20 protein-coding genes are annotated in these 18,473 nt (G+C 52.0%); 11 read left to right on the top strand and 9 right to left on the bottom strand.

Translation table 11 applies throughout. The features are described 5' to 3' along the window. The first annotated feature begins 182 nt into the window (after positions 1 to 182). Entirely contained in the window at positions 183 to 413 is a 231-nt protein-coding gene (locus ACLJPE_RS03295) for a YncJ family protein (RefSeq protein ID WP_001537894.1), read from the top strand. Here the strand turns inward: ACLJPE_RS03295 and ACLJPE_RS03290 are convergent, their stop codons facing one another. After that, positions 414 to 2,378, bottom strand: coding sequence for a peptidase U32 family protein (locus ACLJPE_RS03290; RefSeq protein WP_001249739.1), 1,965 nt, complete (start codon positions 2,376 to 2,378; stop codon positions 414 to 416). It lies immediately after the preceding gene. A gap of 78 nt (positions 2,379 to 2,456) precedes the next feature. After that, positions 2,457 to 2,993 (bottom strand): helix-turn-helix domain-containing protein, encoded by a 537-nt coding sequence (locus tag ACLJPE_RS03285; protein ID WP_000369551.1) that lies wholly within the window; start codon positions 2,991 to 2,993, stop codon positions 2,457 to 2,459. A gap of 91 nt (positions 2,994 to 3,084) precedes the next feature. Between ACLJPE_RS03285 and ACLJPE_RS03280 the strand changes: the two genes are divergently transcribed. Beyond that, the gene (locus ACLJPE_RS03280) at positions 3,085 to 4,263 is read left to right on the top strand and encodes a benzoate/H(+) symporter BenE family transporter (protein ID WP_001238500.1); all 1,179 of its coding nucleotides are present in this window, start codon (positions 3,085 to 3,087) and stop codon (positions 4,261 to 4,263) included. A gap of 53 nt (positions 4,264 to 4,316) precedes the next feature. Here ACLJPE_RS03280 and ACLJPE_RS03275 read toward each other — a convergent pair whose 3' ends face one another. From ACLJPE_RS03275 to tehA, 3 genes are all read right to left on the bottom strand, one after another. Next, a complete protein-coding gene (locus tag ACLJPE_RS03275) occupies positions 4,317 to 4,985 on the bottom strand; it encodes a DUF3313 domain-containing protein (protein ID WP_001259021.1) in 669 nt (222 codons plus the stop codon). A gap of 155 nt (positions 4,986 to 5,140) precedes the next feature. After that, positions 5,141 to 5,737 (bottom strand): tellurite resistance methyltransferase TehB, encoded by a 597-nt coding sequence (gene tehB, locus ACLJPE_RS03270; protein ID WP_039514143.1) that lies wholly within the window; start codon positions 5,735 to 5,737, stop codon positions 5,141 to 5,143. Further along, positions 5,724 to 6,737: a dicarboxylate transporter/tellurite-resistance protein TehA gene (tehA, locus tag ACLJPE_RS03265; RefSeq protein WP_001644365.1), complete on the bottom strand. Its 1,014-nt coding sequence runs from the start codon at positions 6,735 to 6,737 to the stop codon at positions 5,724 to 5,726. Before tehA ends, tehB begins: the two co-directional genes overlap by 14 nt. Positions 6,738 to 6,843: 106 nt before the next feature. On the opposite strand from tehA, the gene ydcK reads away from it, so the two are divergent. Further along, positions 6,844 to 7,824: a YdcK family protein gene (gene ydcK / locus ACLJPE_RS03260; protein WP_039514139.1), complete on the top strand. Its 981-nt coding sequence runs from the start codon at positions 6,844 to 6,846 to the stop codon at positions 7,822 to 7,824. Here ydcK and rimL read toward each other — a convergent pair. Beyond that, complete coding sequence (rimL, locus tag ACLJPE_RS03255; RefSeq protein WP_039514136.1) at positions 7,821 to 8,360, bottom strand: 50S ribosomal protein L7/L12-serine acetyltransferase; 540 nt, start codon at positions 8,358 to 8,360, stop codon at positions 7,821 to 7,823. The genes ydcK and rimL overlap by 4 nt on opposite strands. A 216-nt stretch (positions 8,361 to 8,576) precedes the next feature. On the opposite strand from rimL, the gene ACLJPE_RS03250 reads away from it, so the two are divergent. The 8 genes from ACLJPE_RS03250 (at position 8,577) to aac(6') (ending at position 14,574) form a co-directional block, all read left to right on the top strand. Beyond that, on the top strand, positions 8,577 to 9,695 hold the full coding sequence (locus tag ACLJPE_RS03250) for a M42 family metallopeptidase (protein WP_000144623.1): 1,119 nt from the start codon (positions 8,577 to 8,579) through the stop codon (positions 9,693 to 9,695). Then, positions 9,692 to 9,973 carry a PTS sugar transporter subunit IIB SgcB gene (gene sgcB / locus ACLJPE_RS03245; RefSeq protein WP_000976132.1) on the top strand — a complete coding sequence of 94 codons (282 nt, stop codon included), beginning with the start codon at positions 9,692 to 9,694 and terminating at the stop codon, positions 9,971 to 9,973. The genes ACLJPE_RS03250 and sgcB overlap by 4 nt, the downstream gene beginning before the upstream one ends. 10 nt (positions 9,974 to 9,983) lie before the next feature. After that, on the top strand, positions 9,984 to 11,297 hold the full coding sequence (gene sgcC, locus ACLJPE_RS03240; protein ID WP_000460835.1) for a PTS sugar transporter subunit IIC SgcC: 1,314 nt from the start codon (positions 9,984 to 9,986) through the stop codon (positions 11,295 to 11,297). Positions 11,298 to 11,310: 13 nt separating this feature from the next. Next, positions 11,311 to 12,117, top strand: a complete 807-nt coding sequence (gene sgcQ / locus ACLJPE_RS03235; protein ID WP_000118619.1) for a BtpA family protein SgcQ — start codon at positions 11,311 to 11,313, stop codon at positions 12,115 to 12,117. Between the two features lie 131 nt (positions 12,118 to 12,248). Beyond that, the gene (sgcA, locus tag ACLJPE_RS03230; RefSeq protein WP_000606454.1) at positions 12,249 to 12,686 is read left to right on the top strand and encodes an SgcA family PTS sugar transporter subunit IIA; all 438 of its coding nucleotides are present in this window, start codon (positions 12,249 to 12,251) and stop codon (positions 12,684 to 12,686) included. 11 nt (positions 12,687 to 12,697) lie between these two features. Continuing rightward, on the top strand, positions 12,698 to 13,330 hold the full coding sequence (locus tag ACLJPE_RS03225; RefSeq protein WP_039514132.1) for a ribulose-phosphate 3 epimerase family protein: 633 nt from the start codon (positions 12,698 to 12,700) through the stop codon (positions 13,328 to 13,330). Between the two features lie 15 nt (positions 13,331 to 13,345). Continuing rightward, positions 13,346 to 14,137 carry a DeoR/GlpR family DNA-binding transcription regulator gene (locus ACLJPE_RS03220; RefSeq protein WP_001670738.1) on the top strand — a complete coding sequence of 264 codons (792 nt, stop codon included), beginning with the start codon at positions 13,346 to 13,348 and terminating at the stop codon, positions 14,135 to 14,137. Further along, positions 14,137 to 14,574, top strand: coding sequence for a cryptic aminoglycoside N-acetyltransferase AAC(6')-Iy/Iaa (gene aac(6') / locus ACLJPE_RS03215; protein ID WP_039514130.1), 438 nt, complete (start codon positions 14,137 to 14,139; stop codon positions 14,572 to 14,574). Before ACLJPE_RS03220 ends, aac(6') begins: the two co-directional genes overlap by 1 nt. Before the next feature lie 46 nt (positions 14,575 to 14,620). On the opposite strand, the gene ACLJPE_RS03210 is transcribed toward aac(6'), so the two are convergent. The 3 genes from ACLJPE_RS03210 to ACLJPE_RS03200 form a co-directional block, all read right to left on the bottom strand. Further along, positions 14,621 to 15,823, bottom strand: a complete 1,203-nt coding sequence (locus ACLJPE_RS03210) for a lactate oxidase (protein ID WP_039514128.1) — start codon at positions 15,821 to 15,823, stop codon at positions 14,621 to 14,623. A gap of 11 nt (positions 15,824 to 15,834) precedes the next feature. Continuing rightward, positions 15,835 to 16,410 (bottom strand): YceI family protein, encoded by a 576-nt coding sequence (locus ACLJPE_RS03205; protein WP_072102624.1) that lies wholly within the window; start codon positions 16,408 to 16,410, stop codon positions 15,835 to 15,837. Between the two features lie 195 nt (positions 16,411 to 16,605). Then, positions 16,606 to 18,261, bottom strand: a complete 1,656-nt coding sequence (locus tag ACLJPE_RS03200) for a glucan biosynthesis protein D (protein ID WP_023136772.1) — start codon at positions 18,259 to 18,261, stop codon at positions 16,606 to 16,608. Positions 18,262 to 18,473: the final 212 nt, after the last annotated feature.

Genomic DNA, 18,473 nt, shown 5'->3' with positions numbered 1-18,473 from the left:
GATTTACTATGGAGCGAATTGGCTCATTATTTTTATAATTGAGATACTGAGTATTAAGTATATTTTCTCATACAACTTATCGCACTTATTGACAAACTGTTTTCGCTAATTTGAAGTGTTGAATAATAACTCAAAGAAATTATTGGCATCATAGCCTCACGACGTAACTGGAAGGTGGTATGATGTTTACAAAAACGTTATCAGTAGTTTTACTGACCTGTGCGCTGTTTTCAGGCCAGTTACTGGCGAAACAGCAAGACCACGCATTCGTATGGTTTGCGACGGGAGGGCACCAGCTTAGACACGAAGCCGACAGCGATGAATTACGGGCGGCAGCGGAAGAATCAGCGGAAGGCTTGCGCGAGCACCACAACTGGCAGAAATCGCGCAAACCAGAGAGCTATTTTCGTTAATTAAACGCCCCTGCGCTTCGGCAGCGTTTTCATCAGCGCTTCAGGGCTCACTGAAGCGACAACGCTGCCGGGCTGGGGCATTTTTAAGATATGGTTTTTAATTTTGCCAATGACATGCATTTCGCAAGGGCGGCAGTCGAATTTTAGCGTCAGTACCTCATCGCCATGCACCAACTGCATCGGCGTGGCTTTCCAGCTCTTAATATTTCCTTTCGCCTGCTTAGGACAAAGGTTGAACGCAAAACGCAGGCAGTGTTTGGTGATCATGACCGGTACCTCGCCCTTCTCCTGATGCGCCTCATAGGCCGCATCAATCAATTGTACGCCGTAACGGTGATAAAATTCCCGCGCTTTGTGGTTGTAGACATTAGCGAGAAAGCTGAGATGCGTTTGCGGATAGACCGGCGCAGGCTGCGCCACGGGTTTCCGACGACCTCGTTGATAATGGGCCAGCCGCGCCGCGTCAAGCATATCAATCGCCTCCCGACGGAACTGATTGAGCAGGCTATTTGGCACGAACAACGCCGCCGGTAATGTCACCTGCATATCACGTGCGTAGTAAGGCGTCTGTCCCAGCTTCGCCAGTCCGGCTGTTAGGTTATTCAACGCTTTTTCAGAGTTATTGGCTTCCTCAAATACCCCGTCAAGCGTATGCGTGATGCAGACACCGTCTTCACTGGTCAGCGTCAGAATAAGCTGTTCCTGCCAGCCGCCCAGCATGATATCAACCGCCACACGGCGCTCACTGGAGGTTTTTGTCAGCGCTTGCTGCCAGTTATGATCCAGATTACGATTCAACGGATGATGCGGACGGACTTTATGCAGGTCGGCAGGCATATCATTTGGCCAAACGCGGTAGCGGTTATGACCGGTTTTCTCCACCGTATTGGCGCGAAAACCCACCACTTCACGCTTAATCAACACGTTCAGACCATCGCCATTCGCCAACGGCTCCGTAGCTTCTACATCGAGATAATCCTTCGCCACATTCAGCACCTCGCCTACCGGCAAGCCAATAAATTTTGGTGAATCAAATGCGCCAATATCGCCTTTCCGCGCGTTAACAAAATAGTCGGTGCTGCCGCGGTGGAAGGTTTTCTCCGTGGAGGGAACAAAAAAGTGCTCGGTCCGACCAACCGACGCACGCGCCAGATCGCCACGTTGCTCGATAATCGCGTCCAGCATCTGACGATAATGCGCGGTGATGTTTTTGACATAGCTCATGTCTTTGTAGCGCCCTTCAATCTTGAAGGAACGTACACCTGCATCGATCAACGCGCCGAGGTTAGCCGTTTGGTCGTTATCTTTCATCGATAGCAAATGTTTTTCGTAAGAGACCACCCGCCCCTGATCGTCTTTTAACGTATACGGTAAACGACAGGCTTGCGAACAGTCGCCCCGATTGGCGCTGCGCCCGGTTTGCGCATGAGAGATATAACACTGCCCAGAATAAGCGACACACAGCGCGCCATGAATGAAGAACTCAATCGTGGCGTCAGTAGCCTGATGAATAGCCGCTATCTGACTCAAATTAAGCTCGCGCGCCAGTACAATCTGTGAAAAACCGACATCGGCAAGAAACTTCGCTTTTTCCACACTACGAATATCACACTGTGTACTGGCGTGAAGCTCAATCGGCGGGATATCCAGCTCCAGAATGCCCATATCCTGCACAATCAGCGCATCCACCCCGGTGTTGTACAAATCGATGATTAACCGCTGCGCGGGCTCCAGCTCATCATCATGCAGGATAGTATTCAGCGTGACAAAAATCCGGGCGCCGTAACGGTGAGCAAACGGGACCAGATCGGCGATATCGCGCAGACTGTTACTGGCGTTATGACGCGCGCCAAAACCGGGTCCGCCGATGTAGACGGCATCTGCGCCATGCAAAATCGCTTCGCGAGCAATTGCGGCGTCACGGGCCGGACTTAACAATTCGAGATAGTGAGGTTGCTGGCGCATACAGTCTTTCTTATCCAATAGCAGCGAAATGGCGGCTATTGTAGTCAGAAGCGCAAACTAACGAAATAGTTTTCCCGCTTAATCACGCGGGTAATGGATCAGCGAGTGAAAATGAACCGTCTGGTCACTACTGTTGCGATAGGTATGCGCCATATCACCGGCAAAACGCAAACCTTTACCGGCGTCTATGGTTTGCCATACCCCACCAGTACACATGTCCAGCCGACCCTGCATCACCACCACATGTTCGATAACGCCGGTTTTATGCGGCGTTGATTCGCTGACCGCGCCTGGCGCCAGCAATAGGGAAAAATAGTCAAAACAGAGTTCAGGGTCCCACGGAAACAGCGGTGTGATTACCATCGCTTGCTGCTGGGGATCGAAGGTCGGAGGAAATTCGGCCTGCGGAGGCGAAATAAACATTGAGAATGGAACGTTCAGGCCCGTCGCAATTTTCCACAGCGTTGCGACTGTCGGGCTGGATTCATTACGCTCTATCTGCCCCAACATGGCTTTTGAGACGCCGGAGATCTCCGCCAGACGCGATAAACTCCAGCCTCGCTGATGGCGTAGCGTTCTTAACGTGGTCGCCAGATAGTGTGTCAGGTTATCCATTTTTCCCCCCTGTAAGGCCATAGCGTATCACTTGTACGCTATAACGCACAATGCTACATTGACTGACCGTTATAACGCACAAGAGGCGATCATGCGTCTGTTATCACTGCCGTTACCTACTGTATTATCTGGTCTGGTCGCCGTTCTGGTCGGCTATGCAAGTTCCGCCGCCATTATCTGGCAGGCGGCGCTCGCCGCTGGCGCAACACCCGCAGAGATCGCCGGCTGGATGACCGCCCTCGGTATAGCCATGGGCATAAGCACACTAACGTTAACCTTGTGGTATCGTGCGCCGGTTTTAACCGCCTGGTCAACGCCTGGTGCCGCTCTGTTGGTAACAGGGCTTCAGGGATTATCGTTGCCAGACGCGGTGGGCATATTCATTGTCGCCAATGCCCTGATTGTGCTGTGCGGCGTCACGGGATTGTTTGCGCGTTTGATGCGGATAATCCCCCATTCTCTTGCCGCCGCAATGCTGGCGGGAATACTGCTACGCTTCGGCCTGCAGGCGTTCGGGACGCTCAACGGAGAGTTTGTCATGTGCGGCGGTATGCTATTGGCGTGGCTACTCTTTAAAGTATTCGCTCCCCGCTATGCCGTTATTGCTGCCATGGTGATGGGAATAACGGTGGCGCTCATCCAGGGTAAGGTGGCGATGAGCGGTATTCATTTCGCGCCGGTGTGGCCCACCTTCGTTCCCCCCCACTTTTCATTCGCGCAAAGCCTGAGCGTCGCGGTACCGCTCTTTCTGGTGACGATGGCATCGCAAAACGCCCCCGGCGTCGCCACAATGAAGGCGTCTGGCTATCAGCTTCCTGTCTCTCCGTTAATGATTTTTACCGGATTGCTGGCGCTGCTGCTTTCGCCATTTGGCGTTTATTCTATCTGCATTGCCGCCATTACAGCCGCCATTTGTCAAAGCCCGGACGCGCACCCCGATCCAACGCGTCGCTGGTTAGCGGCCGCCGCCGCAGGCGTTTTTTATTTACTTGCCGGGTGGTTTGGCGGTTCGATAACCGCGCTGATGGTCGCCCTGCCGGTTAGCTGGGTGCAAATGCTGGCTGGTCTGGCACTGTTAAGTACGATTAGCGGTAGCCTGTATCAGGCGCTTACTCACGAAAATGAGCGTGACGCGGCAGTTATCGCATTTCTCGTCACCGCCAGCGGGCTAACGCTGATGGGCATCGGATCGGCATTCTGGGGGTTGATCGCTGGCGGGATAGGCTACGCTGTATTAACGAGAACGCGCCGCCCATCGTTGTCTGGCTGATGGCGACCGCTAATCTGCCGGGGTTTGCGCCATCTTGCGATGGCGCCGCAGAACTATTTTTTGTTAACGTCAAACATAGAGGTATCCGTCGCCATATCATCCACGACCTGTTTCAACGTCTCAAACGCCATTGGCGTACTGGAATTACTCAGGTCTTGACCTTCACCCTGGCGCACTACCTTGACGACCGGCTTGTTGGTCGCGGCATCTATCAGCTCACCCTCAAAATAAAGGTGGGTATCCATGGTTCGGTGGCCCGTCGCCATTTGCGTGCCCGCCACAATCAGCGCTACAGGGATTACCTCATAGAATTGTAGCCCTTCTTTGCTGGTATCCACGCCCGTAATCGCCCCGCGGAAAATCAAACTGCGCGGCCCTGGCGTCGTGACCAGCGGTTTGCGCTGTTCAATTGCTGATTTTACTTTACTGTTCGTATAAGCCAGCAGTTTATCAAGAACTTGCTGCCCGACCTGGGTCGTTGGCTTGGGGACGGGATAGTACGTTATCGGATTGTAAACAATATTGTCATAGTTAGAGTCATTGAAATGTGGATCTACCCAGCGCAACACCGGTTTTCCCGTGGCGGAGGTAGTTTCCTGCAGGTCCGAATAATTTTTTAAGAATCCAGAATACTTATCCGGCTGTGTGACTTTGGACGCACAGCCGGATAACGCCAGCAAGCCAGTAAGCACTGCAACTTTAAATAAAGTATGAGTACGCATGAAACGATCCCTTTAGTCTTCGCAATGATGCAAAGGAAATAATAGCAAAACGAAATCATTCTGGATGCACTAAAAATGGTAACGACAGCACAATTTGAACGCGGCGTCCGACAAAAAAATGCCGAACGCAGCGAGACTTACAGAACTTGCATCGGTCAGGCCGGTTTTCTCGCCAGCATCGTAGCAAAGCGCAGTTTGATACGGTTGCCGTTTTCGTCCGTGCGGTGAAGCTCGCCGACATCTTCGTTGTATTTCAGCATGTCCCATCCTTCGTAATAGCGGTGTAATTCGCCTTCTTTAAAAGCAAACGGGAATCCCACCGTACAGGGAAAATCCGGCGTATCCATTGCCGCAACAATCAAATTATACCCGCCGGGTTTTGTGCAGCGTTGCATATTGGCAATTAAACCGGGAATGGTTTGCGCCTCAAGAAACATCATAACCACCGTCGAGAGAATAAAATCGTACTCGCCGTCAAAGGTCAATGTATTCAGATCGACAAGGTCGGTTTGCAGATTATCCAGCCCTTCTGCCGCTTTAATACGCTCAAGGTTAGCCATACTGGCCGGATTTTTATCCCACGCGGTAACGTCATAACCGTTCACGGCCAGATACAGACTATTGCGGCCATTGCCACATCCCAAATCCAGCGTTCGGCCTGGCGCGACAACCTTTGCCGCCGCCAGCACATCCGAATGCGTGCGGGTTAATCCGTATTTCTCAGTAAAGTAATTTTCGTCACGAACGGTCATTTTTTTCCTCCGTTTTCAACAATGCAGCGCGCTCAGTGCGAATAAGCAACGTCCCCTGCACCAGCAATAGAAATGTACGAACCAGCAATAAGGCGATAATAGCGTTAGTGAAAATAAACAGCGGGACGGCCAGAATATGGAAAAGCCCTGATTCACTACCGTGACCAAGATGTAACCCCGTGGTCGCCAGCGCGGAAACGCCGAACGAAAAACTCCAGAAAGAAGCATTAAACGGTTGTGATAAATACCAGGGCATTAATCGCAGCATAAATAAAAGCTGTAACAGACCGTAGCCGAATAACATTTTCGCCAGCGTGTCGCCCTCCCCGCCATTGACGCTCAGCCAGGCGCTACAGGCGACCAGCGCGGGCGCCAGTTGGATACCCAACGACGTACGCAGCACCGCCGGTAATTCGCCGCAGCTACGCAGTCGCTGCAAAATAACCGGTTCCAGACTTAACCACGAAAAAACGCCTGCGCCTAAAAACACCAGTCCGGCATCATTGTAGCCGAGCGCTCCACAGGCCATGGCGCTGATAAAATTATTCGCTACCGTGGGCAGATAAAGCCCCGGGGTTGTCGCTTCTTCCGGATGCGCTCCGCGCCAAAGTCCCGCCGTCTGCCATGCGGCATACGCCAGTTGTATGACGGCCCCCACGCTGAATAGCGCAACGGCCAACGGGCGATACCAGGGAACGAAGCCGATCGCGACCAGCATCGTGGTGGCGGGAAACAGGCTGACAAAACTGCTCATTACCGGATGTCGCACTTCAGCCATCACGCTATGGGGAAAGCGCACCAGACGGCTAAGGAACGCCAGGGTCAAGAGTGCCCAAATAATCATCGCCAGGATCACCATGATGTCGCCGGGCCAGTGGCTTATTGCCCATATCTGGCTGGCATAACGCCAGGCGAATCCCATACCGATAGTGCCAAGGACGATGCCAAAATAGCCCGCAGGCAGATTGAGCACACGATCGCTCTGCTTGTGATTACGCATTTTGTTTAATTTATAAAGTATATTTTAAATGCATTTTATGGAATTTCTGGTTGTTTCGCCAGTACCTTTGCTACGGTTATCTTAATCGTTCACACGGAATTTCCCTATGACCAAATATCGACTGAGTGAAGAACCTCGTGCTTTTACTTATCAGGTAGACGGTGAGAAGAAAAGCGTCTTATTACGACAAGTTATTGCCGTAACGGATTTTAACGATGTTAAAGCCGGAACCTCCGGCGGCTGGGTTGATGCCGATAATGTGCTGTCACAACAGGGGGATTGCTGGATTTATGATGAAAACGCGATGGCCTTTGCGGGCACGGAAATTACGGGTAATGCGCGTATCACGCAGCCGTGCACGCTCTACAATAACGTGCGAATAGGCGATAACGTCTGGATTGATCGCGCTGATATCAGCGATGGCGCACGGATAAGTGACAACGTCACCATTCAGTCCTCTTCCGTGCGCGGAGAGTGTGCGATTTATGGCGATGCCCGCGTGTTAAACCAGTCAGAAATTCTCGCCGTTCAGGGACTAACGCATGAACATGCGCAGATTTTACAAATTTACGATCGCGCCACCCTGAACCATTCGCGGATTGTCCATCAGGTACAGCTTTATGGCGACGCCACTATCACACACGCTTTTATTGAGCACCGGGCGGAGGTCTTTGATTTCGCGCTCATCGAAGGCAACAAAGACAATAATGTCTGGATCTGTGACTGCGCCAAAGTCTATGGCCATGCGCGGGTTATCGCAGGCACAGAGGAAGATGCTATCCCTACCCTTCGCTACAGCTCGCAGGTAGCGGAACATGCGTTAATCGAAGGCAACTGTGTGTTAAAACATCATGTGCTGGTAGGCGGACATGCAGAGGTACGCGGAGGCCCGATTTTACTGGACGACCACGTGCTGATTGAAGGCCATGCCTGTATCCAGGGCGAAATTCTGATTGAGCACCAGGTCGAGATTAGCGGACGGGCGGCGGTGATAGCGTTTGACGGCAATACTATTCACCTGCGCGGCCCAAAAGTGATCAATGGCGAGGATCGTATTACGCGTACCCCCTTAGTCGGTTCCCTTTAATCCGTATCAATAATGCGGGCATACATATTAACGTCGTGATAGCCGCCGTTAAGATACTCTGCCTGTTTCATACAGCCTTCCAGCGTAAAATGGTTGCGCCGTGCGACCGCATTACTGGCCTGATTATCAACGCGGCATTTAATGACGAAGCGCCGAATATCGCCGCGCCGGGCATAATGTGTCATCAGCGCCTGTAATGATTGCGACATTATCCCTTGTCCCTGGAGGGACTCATCCAACCAGTAACCGATATAGGCGGCTTTGTTTATCGGTTCGATGGCATTAAATGAGAGTACGCCCGCCATCTCATTCTGGCAGAAAATCAGGTACATTTTGGCGTAACCACGCTGGTGCAACAGTATATTACCCTGCACATGCTTACGCGTTTCCTCCTGCGACGTGACATATTGCGGCCAGTCGAGCGACTGTTGTAGCCACGTTTTGTTTTTGAGTACCAGTTGGTGCAGCGCCGGAACATGACTTTCATCTGCCGCTTGCAGTTCCAGCGTCGTGCTAACAGGAATAATTTCCACCATCGCGTTGCCCTTCTTCGTTGTTGGTCGTGATCACATAAATAGCCTGGTTTACCGATAACCCGCAGGTGATATGAGCGTTTTTATTGTATCGCCATCACATTATTTTTTATTGGCCCTATTTAGCGTATTTCCGCGTGACACATTTCACACTTATCCAACCATTCTCCGCCTATAAAACGCTCAACGACTGATTGTTTTATCACCACGGAGACGCCAATGACCTTTTCTGTGCAGGAAACGCTTTTTTCTTTACTGCGGCTAAACGGGATTTCAGGACATGAAAGCAGTATTGCAAACGTTATGCAGCACGCGTTTGAACAGCAGGCCAAAGACGTCTGGCGGGATCGCTTGGGCAATGTCGTCGCCCGTTATGGCAGCGATAAATCCGACGCGCTTCGCCTGATGATTTTTGCGCATATGGATGAAGTGGGTTTTATGGTACGCAAGATCGAACCCTCCGGTTTTTTACGTTTTGAACGCGTGGGCGGCCCGGCGCAAATTACTATGCCCGGTTCGATTGTGACGCTTGCCGGACGTTCAGGCGATATCATGGGCTGTATCGGTATTAAAGCATATCACTTCGCGAAGGGTGACGAGCGCACCCAGCCACCCGCGCTCGATAAACTCTGGATTGATATCGGCGCAAAAGATAAAGCGGATGCCGAACGAATGGGTATTCAGGTGGGGACGCCAGTAACCCTTTACAACCCGCCGCACTGTCTGGGCAACGACCTGGTATGCAGTAAGGCGCTGGATGACAGGCTGGGGTGTACGGCGCTACTGGGCGTCGCCGAGGCCCTCGCCTCCACACCGCTTGATATCGCGGTATTCCTGGTCGCGTCGGTACAGGAAGAGTTCAATATTCGCGGTATTATTCCCGTTTTACGACGCGTGCGCCCCGACCTGGCGATTGGTATTGATATCACCCCATCCTGCGACACGCCTGACCTGCAGGATTACTCAGATGTGCGGGTCAACCACGGCGTCGGCATCACCTGTCTGAACTATCACGGACGCGGTACGTTGGCGGGACTGATTACGCCGCCGCGTTTGCTGCGGATGCTGGAGACCACCGCGCACGAAAATAATATTCCCGTACAGCGAGAAGTCGCGCCAGGCGTCATCACCGAAACCGGCTACATTCAGGTTGAACTGGACGGTATTCCCTGCGCCAGTCTTTCTATTCCCTGCCGCTATACCCACTCGCCAGCCGAAGTCGCCAGCCTGCGCGACCTGGCTGATTGTATCCGTTTACTGACTGCGCTGGCCAATATGTCGCCAGAACAGTTTCCCATTGAGCCTGAAACAGGCGCTACACAAGAGGCACGACCATGATGAAAAAGATCCTTGTGGCATGTGGTACCGGCATGTCGACATCAACCATGATTGCACAAAAACTGCAGGACTTTCTGGCGGAGCAAGGCATTGCGGCAACCACGGCGCAATGTTGTCTGAATGAGATCCCGTTGAACTGTAACGGTATGGATCTCATCGTAACGTCCATGCGTACGCACAGTGACTATGGCATCCCGACGCTCAACGGCGCCGCCCTGCTGACAGGCATCAACGACGACGCATTAAAACAAGAAATCAAGGCGCTGTTAACACAATAAAGGGGGCATTATGTTTGATTACATCCTGTCTCTCGGCGGCACCGTCTTTGTGCCCATCATTATGATTATCATCGGCTTAATCTTTCGTATTCCCTGGCTGCAGGCGGTGAAAGCCGGGGTGACGGTCGGCATCGGTTTTGTCGGCATGGGGTTGGTGATCGTCATGGCGATCGACAGTCTCAGTCCGCCGATTAAAGTGATGATTGAGCGTTTTGGCCTGACGCTGCATGTGTTTGACGTCGGCGCCGGGCCCGCGTCCGGCGTCGGCTATGCGACGGCCATCGGCGCTATGATCATTCCCGTTATCTTTCTGCTCAACGTCGGTATGTTGGTGACTCGTCTGACCAAAACCATGAACGTTGATATTTATAACTACTGGCACTACGCCATTACCGGAACGGTCGTCCAGTTGATGACCGGCAGTCTGATTTATGGCGTACTGGGCGCGATTTGCCACGCCGCCTTGTCGTTGAAAATGGCCGACTGGACGGCGAAACGGGTACAGAACATTGTGGGTCTGGAAGGGATTTCTATTCCGCAAGGGTATGGCTCCAGTTCCGTGCCGTTGTTCGTATTGCTGGATGCGATATACGAAAAAATACCGTTTATGAAAGGACGCAATATTGACGCTCAGGAGATCCAAAAACGGTATGGGATGGTCGGCGACCCGGTGATCATTGGCGTTGTTCTCGGGCTGATCTTCGGACTTGCCGCAGGCGAAGGCTTTAAAGGGTGCGCAACCTTAATGATTACCGTGGCGGCGATTATGGTGCTGTTTCCGCGCATGATTCGCCTTATCGTTGAGGGATTAATGCCCATTTCCGACGGCGCGCGTAAGTTCTTCCAGAAACACTTTAAAGGGCGCGAAGTCTTTATCGGTCTGGATACCGCAGTGACGTTAGGCCACCCGACCACCATCGCGGTTGGACTGCTGTTAATTCCCATCATGTTAATTCTGGCGAGCATACTGCCGGGCAATAAAGTCCTGCCGCTGGCTGATTTACCGGTTGCGCCGTTTTTTATCTGCATGGCCACGGTTATTCATCGCGGCGATCTGATTCGTACTCTGCTCAGCGGCATCATTGTCATGATTACCGTTCTGCTGATCGCCACCCAGTTCGCACCGTACTTTACCGATATGGCGCTCAAAGGCGGCTTTAGCTTCGCCGCTGAAAACGCGCAAATTACCGCGCTGTCGGTGGGAAATATGTTTGGCTGGTCAATATCTGAATTGATGTCGCTGGGCATGATTGGCGTGGTGATTGTGGTCGGCATTGTTGCCAGCATCATACTTGTCTTACGTAAACGTGAACTACCGGAATAAGGAGCAACCCAGAATGAGTTGGCTAAAAGAGGTAATAGGAACAGAAAAAGCCGTTATCGCCATGTGCCATTTACGGGCGCTGCCGGGCGATCCCGGGTTCGATACCAGGAAAGGCATGAACTGGGTAATTGACCGCGCCCATGACGATTTAATGGCGCTACAAAATGGCGGCGTGGATGCGGTGATGTTCTCCAACGAATTTAGTCTGCCTTATTTAACGAAAGTCAGACCGGAAACGACCACCGCGATGGCAAGAATCATCGGTCAGTTAATGAGTGAAATCCGCGTACCGTTTGGGGTAAACGTGTTGTGGGACCCTGTGGCCTCGTTTGATTTAGCGATGGCGACCGACGCAAAATTTATCCGCGAAATTTTCACCGGCGCTTACGCCAGCGATTTTGGCGTCTGGGATACGAATGTCGGCGAAACCATTCGCCATCAGCATCGCATCGGCGCAGGCCACGTGAAAACGCTGTTTAACATCGTTCCGGAAGCGGCGGTGTATCTGGGAAACCGCGATGTCTGTTCAATTGCGAAATCGACCGTATTTAACAATAACCCCGATGCCCTGTGCGTCTCAGGCCTGACGGCGGGTGCCCGCACGGATAGCGCCATACTGAAGCGGGTAAAAGAGACCGTTCCCGACACGGTCGTGCTGGCGAATACCGGGGTGTGTCTGGAAAACGTTGAGGAGCAGCTCTGCATTGCCGACGGATGCGTAACGGCAACCACGTTTAAAAAAGACGGCGTCTTCGCCAACTTTGTCGACCAGGCGCGCGTGGCGAAGTTTATGGAGAAAGTACGCCATATCCGACAATAAAATGGGGATAAGCAAAACGCTTATCCCCTGCAGAGAGCGATAACTCTTCTGCCGATCTCCGTCGCCTTCGCCAAAAGACACGCCGGGGATCGGTTCCAGAGTAACCCGAACCGGCAAGGAGTCAACGATCGATGATTAATGATGTTAAGTGGGTTCAGGCGCAACGCCATGCCAGCGACTGGCGACACGCGCTGGATATCGCCGTTCGTCCGCTGATTACCTTCGGCGCGGCGGCCCCCTGCTACCTGGACGGTATTATTGAGAACACCCTTAAATGGGGGCCATATTATCTTATCGCGCCGGGGATTGCGCTGCCCCATGCCAGACCAGAGCAAGGCGCCAACCATAATCAAATCAGCGTCACTACGTTAGCAACGCCGGTCGCTTTCGGCAATGCGGATTGCGATCCCATCTGGCTGTTGCTTTGCGCCAGCGCCACGGATGCCGAAGCACATATTCGCACCATTCAACGCATCAGCCAGTGGCTCGACTCGCCGGAAAGCGTCGCGATGCTGCAAGATGCGCCAAATGACGCCGCGCTTTTCGCGCAATTAACCGCATTGCGCTGATGGAGGTTTCGATGATCCTGCACCCTTCACTGGCCTCCGCCGATCCGCTGCGCTATGCCGAGGCGTTGACCGCTTTACACGATGCGCCTCTCGGCTCACTGCATCTGGATATCGAAGATACCAGTTTCATCAACAATATTACCTTCGGTATGAAAACCATTCAGGCAGTCGCACAACACACTCGCCATCCGCTCTCATTTCACCTGATGGTCTCATCACCGCAACGCTGGTTACCCTGGCTTGCAGCTATTCGCCCCGGCTGGATTTTCATTCATGTCGAAAGCGTGCAAAACCCCTCGGAGATTCTGGCGGATATTCGCGCTATCGGGGCGAAAGCAGGACTGGCGCTTAACCCGGCAACGCCGCTATTGCCTTATCGTTATCTGGCATTGCAACTGGATGCGCTGATGATCATGACCAGCGAACCCGACGGGCGCGGGCAGCAATTTATCGCCACGATGTGTGAAAAAGTGAGCCAGAGCAGAGAGCATTTCCCTGCTGCGGAATGCTGGGCGGACGGCGGTATTACACTTCGCGCCGCACGGCTGCTTGCCGCCGCAGGCGCACAGCATCTGGTGATTGGCCGGGCGTTATTCACGACGGCGAACTATGATGTGACGTTGTCACAATTCACCGCGCTATAAAGGAGTCATATGCTGATGAGCCAACAGCGCCCTGACCGTATCAAACAGATGTTGCATTACCTTTGGCAACACAGGCACCTCTCAACACAGCAAGCTATTGAGCTTTTTGGCTATGCAGAGGCAACCGTGCGCCGGGATTTTCACTATATCGCCAGCCGTTATCCCGGTATGGTTCGCGGCCATGGTTGTATTGACTTCGACGACAGTACGGAAGATAAAGAATATGTTTTCGACGTTAAGCGAACGTTACAAAGCGAGGCGAAACGCGAAATCGCCGCCCTCGCCCGCACGTTCATCAAGGATGGAGACTGCTTTTTTCTCGACTCCGGCTCCACCTGTCTGGAACTGGCAAAATGTCTGGTCGACGCCAAAGTAAAAGTCATTTGCAATGACATCAAAATCGCTAATGAACTGGGTGGCTTCCCACACGTAGAGAGCTACATTATCGGCGGACTGATCCGCCCCGGCTACTTTTCGGTGGGCGAGAGTCTGGCGCTGGAGATGATTAACGCCTTTGCCGTTGAACGCGCCTTTATCTCCTGCGATGCGCTGTCGATTGAAACGGGCATCACCAACGCTACCATGTTTGAAGTGGGCGTTAAAACGCGCATTATTCAGCGCTCACGCGAGGTCATATTGATGGCCGATCACTCAAAGTTTGATACTGTAGAACCCCATGCGGTGGCGACGCTGTCCTGTATTACTACCATTCTTAGCGACAGTGCGCTCCCGTCTGCTATCGCGCGACGTTATCAGCAGGCGGGATGCCGTCTCATCATGTCAGACCCCTCATCAGGAGCGCGCTAATGGACATCAGGCAAATGAACAGAACCCATCTGGAGCACTGGCGCGGATTGCGAAAACAGCTCTGGCCCGGTCACCCGGATGACGCCCATCTGGCAGACGGCGAAGAAATCCTGCAAGCCGATCATTTGGCATCATTTGTTGCGATGGCAGACGGGGTGGCGATTGGCTTTGCGGATGCCTCAATCCGCCACGATTATGTCAATGGCTGTGACAGTTCGCCCGTGGCTTTCCTTGAAGGTATTTTTGTTCTCCCCTCATTCCGTCAACGCGGCGTAGCGAAACAATTGATTGCAGCGGTGCAACGATGGGGAACGAATAAAGGGTGTCGGGAAATGGCCTCCGATACCTCGCCGGAAAATACAATTTCCCAGAAAGTTCACCAGGCGTTAGGATTTGAGGAAACAGAGCGCGTCATTTTCTACCGGAAGCGTTGTTGAGGGAAATCATACAGGAAAAGGTCGGGTATAGTACCCGACCTTTATATTACCGGGGCAGCTCTTTTTCAGTTAACAAGCGTGTCGTTTTCACTTGTTCAATATTCCTGGCGCCACCCAACATCATGTTAATTGTCAGCTCTTTGTTTAGCTGTTCAATCACTGATGCCACACCCTGAGTGCCGCCAAGATTAAGACCGTATAATACAGGCCGGCCAACCGCCACAATATCCGCTCCGCTGGCTAACGCTTTGAATACGTGCGAACCACGGCGTACTCCACTGTCAAAAATAACAGGCACTCGCTTGTTGACAACTTTTGCAATCGCAGGAAGCATATCGAATGAGGACGGCCCGCTGTCTAATTGACGGCCACCATGGTTAGAAACCCATATTCCTGCGGCCCCGGCCTGGATAGCAATTTCAGCATCCTCCGGCGACTGAATGCCTTTTACGATAACCGGCAGACCGGAAATACGATGTACATAGGCAATATCCTCCGGCGTAAAGGCTTGTTTAGCCTGCGCGTAAATTTCACTTATCCCTGCCCCTTTGCCGGTTTTTGAACCATCGTCATTTTTTCTGGCGAACATTTCCAGGTTTGCAAAGCCCAACGGGAACTGGAAGTTATTTTTAATATCTTCTTCCCGATAACCACCGACAGGCGAATCTACGGTCAGAATAATCGCTTTAGCGCCATGCTTTACCGCTTGTGCAAGAATAAATTCGTTAAACTGATTATTCTTACTCATATAAAGCTGGAAGAAGAACGGATTTTTCCCGGAAACGTTAGCCACCTCTTCGATGGTCTTGTTGCCATAAGTGCTCAACGAGAAAATCGAACCGACCTGCGCCATGCCTTTCGCCGTCGCCAACTCTCCGGAGGCGTGGGCCAGGCCCTGCGCTGCCATCGGTGCCTGGATTATAGGCGTTTTAAGCGGAATACCCAGTAGCTGCGTTGATAAATCGATCTCTTTTAACTCAATGCCCTGTAATATGCGCGGCATAATATATTTTTTGTCAAAGCTTTCGGTGTTGCTGCGAAGGTTATTCTCATCTTCGGCTCCACCGCGAATATAACCAAATGCCCCTTTCTCCATTCTGGCCTGAACGCGCGCTTCCAGAGAGGCTACGTTCGTCATTTTTATTGCTTTTTCGTCCGTGCTGGCTTTGTACTCTTCAGCATAAGCCAGGCCTGACGTTGCCAACATCGCCAGCGAGGCCACTACCCGAATGAGGTGATGAGTTTTCATCATTATTCCTTTTATTGCTTAACCGCTTCTGCCTGGATTTTTATATCGACAACTTTCGTCATCCCCATATCGACCAGATAATCTACACCCCACTGGGTGCGATCTATTTGCGTGACAAAATCACCACCGCAAACCTGCGCCTTGAATATCGGGCTCATATAACAGCCAAACTTGGTGGTGGTTAAGGTAACGGGCTTAGTTACTCCCTTCATTGTTAGCAAACCGTCAATAGAAACCGGTTTATTATCTTCAAAATGCCATTTTGTCGATTTAAATACTATTTCTGGATATTTTTCCGCATCCAGAATATCACTACTGCGGATATGGTTATCAAACGCATCCACCCCGGTATTTAAGGCGCTCACAGGAATCGCCACACGCATCTCTGCGACTTGCTTTTCCGGCTGATATTTCAGTTCGCCGCTAATAGCATAAAACCCGCCATGATTGGTTGAGGTCTGGAAATGATCGATATTAAATACCGCATTAGTATGCATATTATCAAATTTATATACATCTGCATGAGCAGCACTTAATAAACCCAGAGACAGGACAGCACCAAGAAAACTCTTTTTCATTATATTCACTTTATATCTTAAATAAGGTGAAGCTATCTTAATGTTCCCTGTCCGCAGGATCGAGAGGGATAAACAGGAAGGACTGTTGCAAAAATAGAACGATGGAAAGGCCGTGTCACAAAAACAGCGGCTCACGAATGGGTTTATGCCAGGGCAATTTCCGCAACCTGTACCGCCCTTGTGGCGGTACAGAAGGCAAACTGACTAACGCATGATACGATCGTCGACATAACGACGCTTATCCGGCGCGGGCGGGAAATACTGATACAGCCATGTTTCGCTGATAGCCTCCCCCTGGCAGCGCAGGAACATACGCATATCCACCGGTGCCGTAGAATCCGAGGTCGGATACCAGTCAAACTGGATACGATAACCGTCGAAAGGCTCTACGTAGAGGATCTCAATCTGCTTCGCCTCGCCACTGGAGAGCGTAATTACCGGCTCAATGCCTTTTGGCGCGGCCGCTTTCAGATCGCCGCCGACAAAATCAATAGCAAAACGGCGCGCCCATTTATCCGGGTAATGTTCGCCCGGTGCCCAACCTTCGGGAAATCCGCCCATCCCTGTACGGGTCGCCATGACCCGTGCAAGCGGCGATTGTACCGGCGGCTGCGCGCTCCAGTACAAACGATAATGGAACGCCAGCGCATCCCCGGCTTTGATCGCTTTTTCCGGCTGCCAGAAACAGACCACATTATCCAGAGTTTCGCCAGTGGTTGGGATCTCCATCAGGCTAACCGCGCCTTTCCCCCACTTACTGCGCGGCTCCACCCACAGGCTCGGACGTTTGTTGTACCAGCCCATCACATCCTGATAATGCGAGAAATCGCGATCGAGTTGCAGCAGGCCGAACCCTTTCGGGTTATCGTCCATATATGCATTGAACTGCAATTTCTGCGGATTATTCAGCGGGCGGCAAATCCACTCGCCGTTACCCCGCCACATCGCCAGCCGATCGGAGTCGTGAATTTGCGGATGAATGGTGTCGCATACCCGGCGTTCATTATTCCCACAGCTAAACATACTGGTCATCGGCGCAATGCCAAGTTGCTTAATATCTTTACGGGCGTAGAGATGGTTTTCTACATCCATGATCACCTGCGATTTTTCGCAATGGATCACAAATTTATACGCGCCCGTCACGCTGGCGCTGTCCAGCAGAGCGTAAACGGTAAACGTAGTATCGCCCGGCTTGGCGGTGTCAAACCAGAATGCGGTGAAGTCAGGGAACTCTTCCTGACCGTCAGTATAGGTATCTATCGCCAGCCCGCGAGCCGACAGGCCATACTGATAAGTATCATCTACCGCCCGGAAATAACTGGCGCCCAGGAAGGAGACGACATCGCGCCGCGCCAGTTCCGGCGCTTTAAAGACACGGAAACCGGCGAAACCGAGATCGCTCTGCCCTTCCAGTTGCGTCGTATCGACGCCGGCATCGTTGTATTTAAACAGTTCCGGGCGAAAATGAATCTCGCGAGCAAGATGCGTCGTCGTATCAACGGAAAACATGCGTACGCGACGACGAAAGCCCATCCCTACGTGGAAAAACTGAATATCGAGCTGCCGGTTGGCAACACCGTTCCAGAGTGAATGCGCCGCGTCATACTGAATGCTGTTATAGGCCTGCGGCGTCAGATTGGCGAGCGTATCCGGCAAGGGGCCCGGCGCGCCGCCCCAGGGCTTTTTCGCTAACGCCTGGGCCATTGATTGCAGACCAGCAAAATCAAAACGGACAATTTTACCATCCGCAATATCGGATTCTGCGGCAAACGCCGCCTGAGAAAAGAGTGAAGCAATACCGCTGGAACCGCACACGGCGGCCATTGCCATTGAACCTTTAATAAATCGTCTACGATTCATACCTGAAAATGAGTCCTTCTGGTCTTGTGAATGGTCCCGCGCTGGTTTTTTCAGCAGCAAGAATGTGCCCGTTTCTGACCGCTCACTCTAGACAAAATTCATTAATAATCCAATTGTTGGTCGCCTGGAAACTGTGCAAAAGCGTAAATATTTTATGTCGATAAGAACCGACCTAATCGGATGTAAACCTCACGCAGCATTCTTCAGGTTAT

This window comes from Salmonella sp. SAL04196 (assembly GCF_046550835.1).
GTDB lineage: Bacteria > Pseudomonadota > Gammaproteobacteria > Enterobacterales > Enterobacteriaceae > Salmonella > Salmonella enterica.
This window is presented reverse-complemented; position numbering and strand designations above follow the sequence as displayed.

Coding starts and splice junctions, on each gene's coding strand:
- ACLJPE_RS03295 (WP_001537894.1), top strand. CDS start 183: ATGTTTACAAAAACGTTATCAGTAGTTTTACTGACCTGTGCGCTGTTT.
- ACLJPE_RS03290 (WP_001249739.1), bottom strand. CDS start 2,378: ATGCGCCAGCAACCTCACTATCTCGAATTGTTAAGTCCGGCCCGTGAC.
- ACLJPE_RS03285 (WP_000369551.1), bottom strand. CDS start 2,993: ATGGATAACCTGACACACTATCTGGCGACCACGTTAAGAACGCTACGC.
- ACLJPE_RS03280 (WP_001238500.1), top strand. CDS start 3,085: ATGCGTCTGTTATCACTGCCGTTACCTACTGTATTATCTGGTCTGGTC.
- ACLJPE_RS03275 (WP_001259021.1), bottom strand. CDS start 4,985: ATGCGTACTCATACTTTATTTAAAGTTGCAGTGCTTACTGGCTTGCTG.
- tehB (WP_039514143.1), bottom strand. CDS start 5,737: ATGACCGTTCGTGACGAAAATTACTTTACTGAGAAATACGGATTAACC.
- tehA (WP_001644365.1), bottom strand. CDS start 6,737: ATGCGTAATCACAAGCAGAGCGATCGTGTGCTCAATCTGCCTGCGGGC.
- ydcK (WP_039514139.1), top strand. CDS start 6,844: ATGACCAAATATCGACTGAGTGAAGAACCTCGTGCTTTTACTTATCAG.
- rimL (WP_039514136.1), bottom strand. CDS start 8,360: ATGGTGGAAATTATTCCTGTTAGCACGACGCTGGAACTGCAAGCGGCA.
- ACLJPE_RS03250 (WP_000144623.1), top strand. CDS start 8,577: ATGACCTTTTCTGTGCAGGAAACGCTTTTTTCTTTACTGCGGCTAAAC.
- sgcB (WP_000976132.1), top strand. CDS start 9,692: ATGATGAAAAAGATCCTTGTGGCATGTGGTACCGGCATGTCGACATCA.
- sgcC (WP_000460835.1), top strand. CDS start 9,984: ATGTTTGATTACATCCTGTCTCTCGGCGGCACCGTCTTTGTGCCCATC.
- sgcQ (WP_000118619.1), top strand. CDS start 11,311: ATGAGTTGGCTAAAAGAGGTAATAGGAACAGAAAAAGCCGTTATCGCC.
- sgcA (WP_000606454.1), top strand. CDS start 12,249: ATGATTAATGATGTTAAGTGGGTTCAGGCGCAACGCCATGCCAGCGAC.
- ACLJPE_RS03225 (WP_039514132.1), top strand. CDS start 12,698: ATGATCCTGCACCCTTCACTGGCCTCCGCCGATCCGCTGCGCTATGCC.
- ACLJPE_RS03220 (WP_001670738.1), top strand. CDS start 13,346: ATGAGCCAACAGCGCCCTGACCGTATCAAACAGATGTTGCATTACCTT.
- ACLJPE_RS03210 (WP_039514128.1), bottom strand. CDS start 15,823: ATGAAAACTCATCACCTCATTCGGGTAGTGGCCTCGCTGGCGATGTTG.
- ACLJPE_RS03200 (WP_023136772.1), bottom strand. CDS start 18,261: ATGAATCGTAGACGATTTATTAAAGGTTCAATGGCAATGGCCGCCGTG.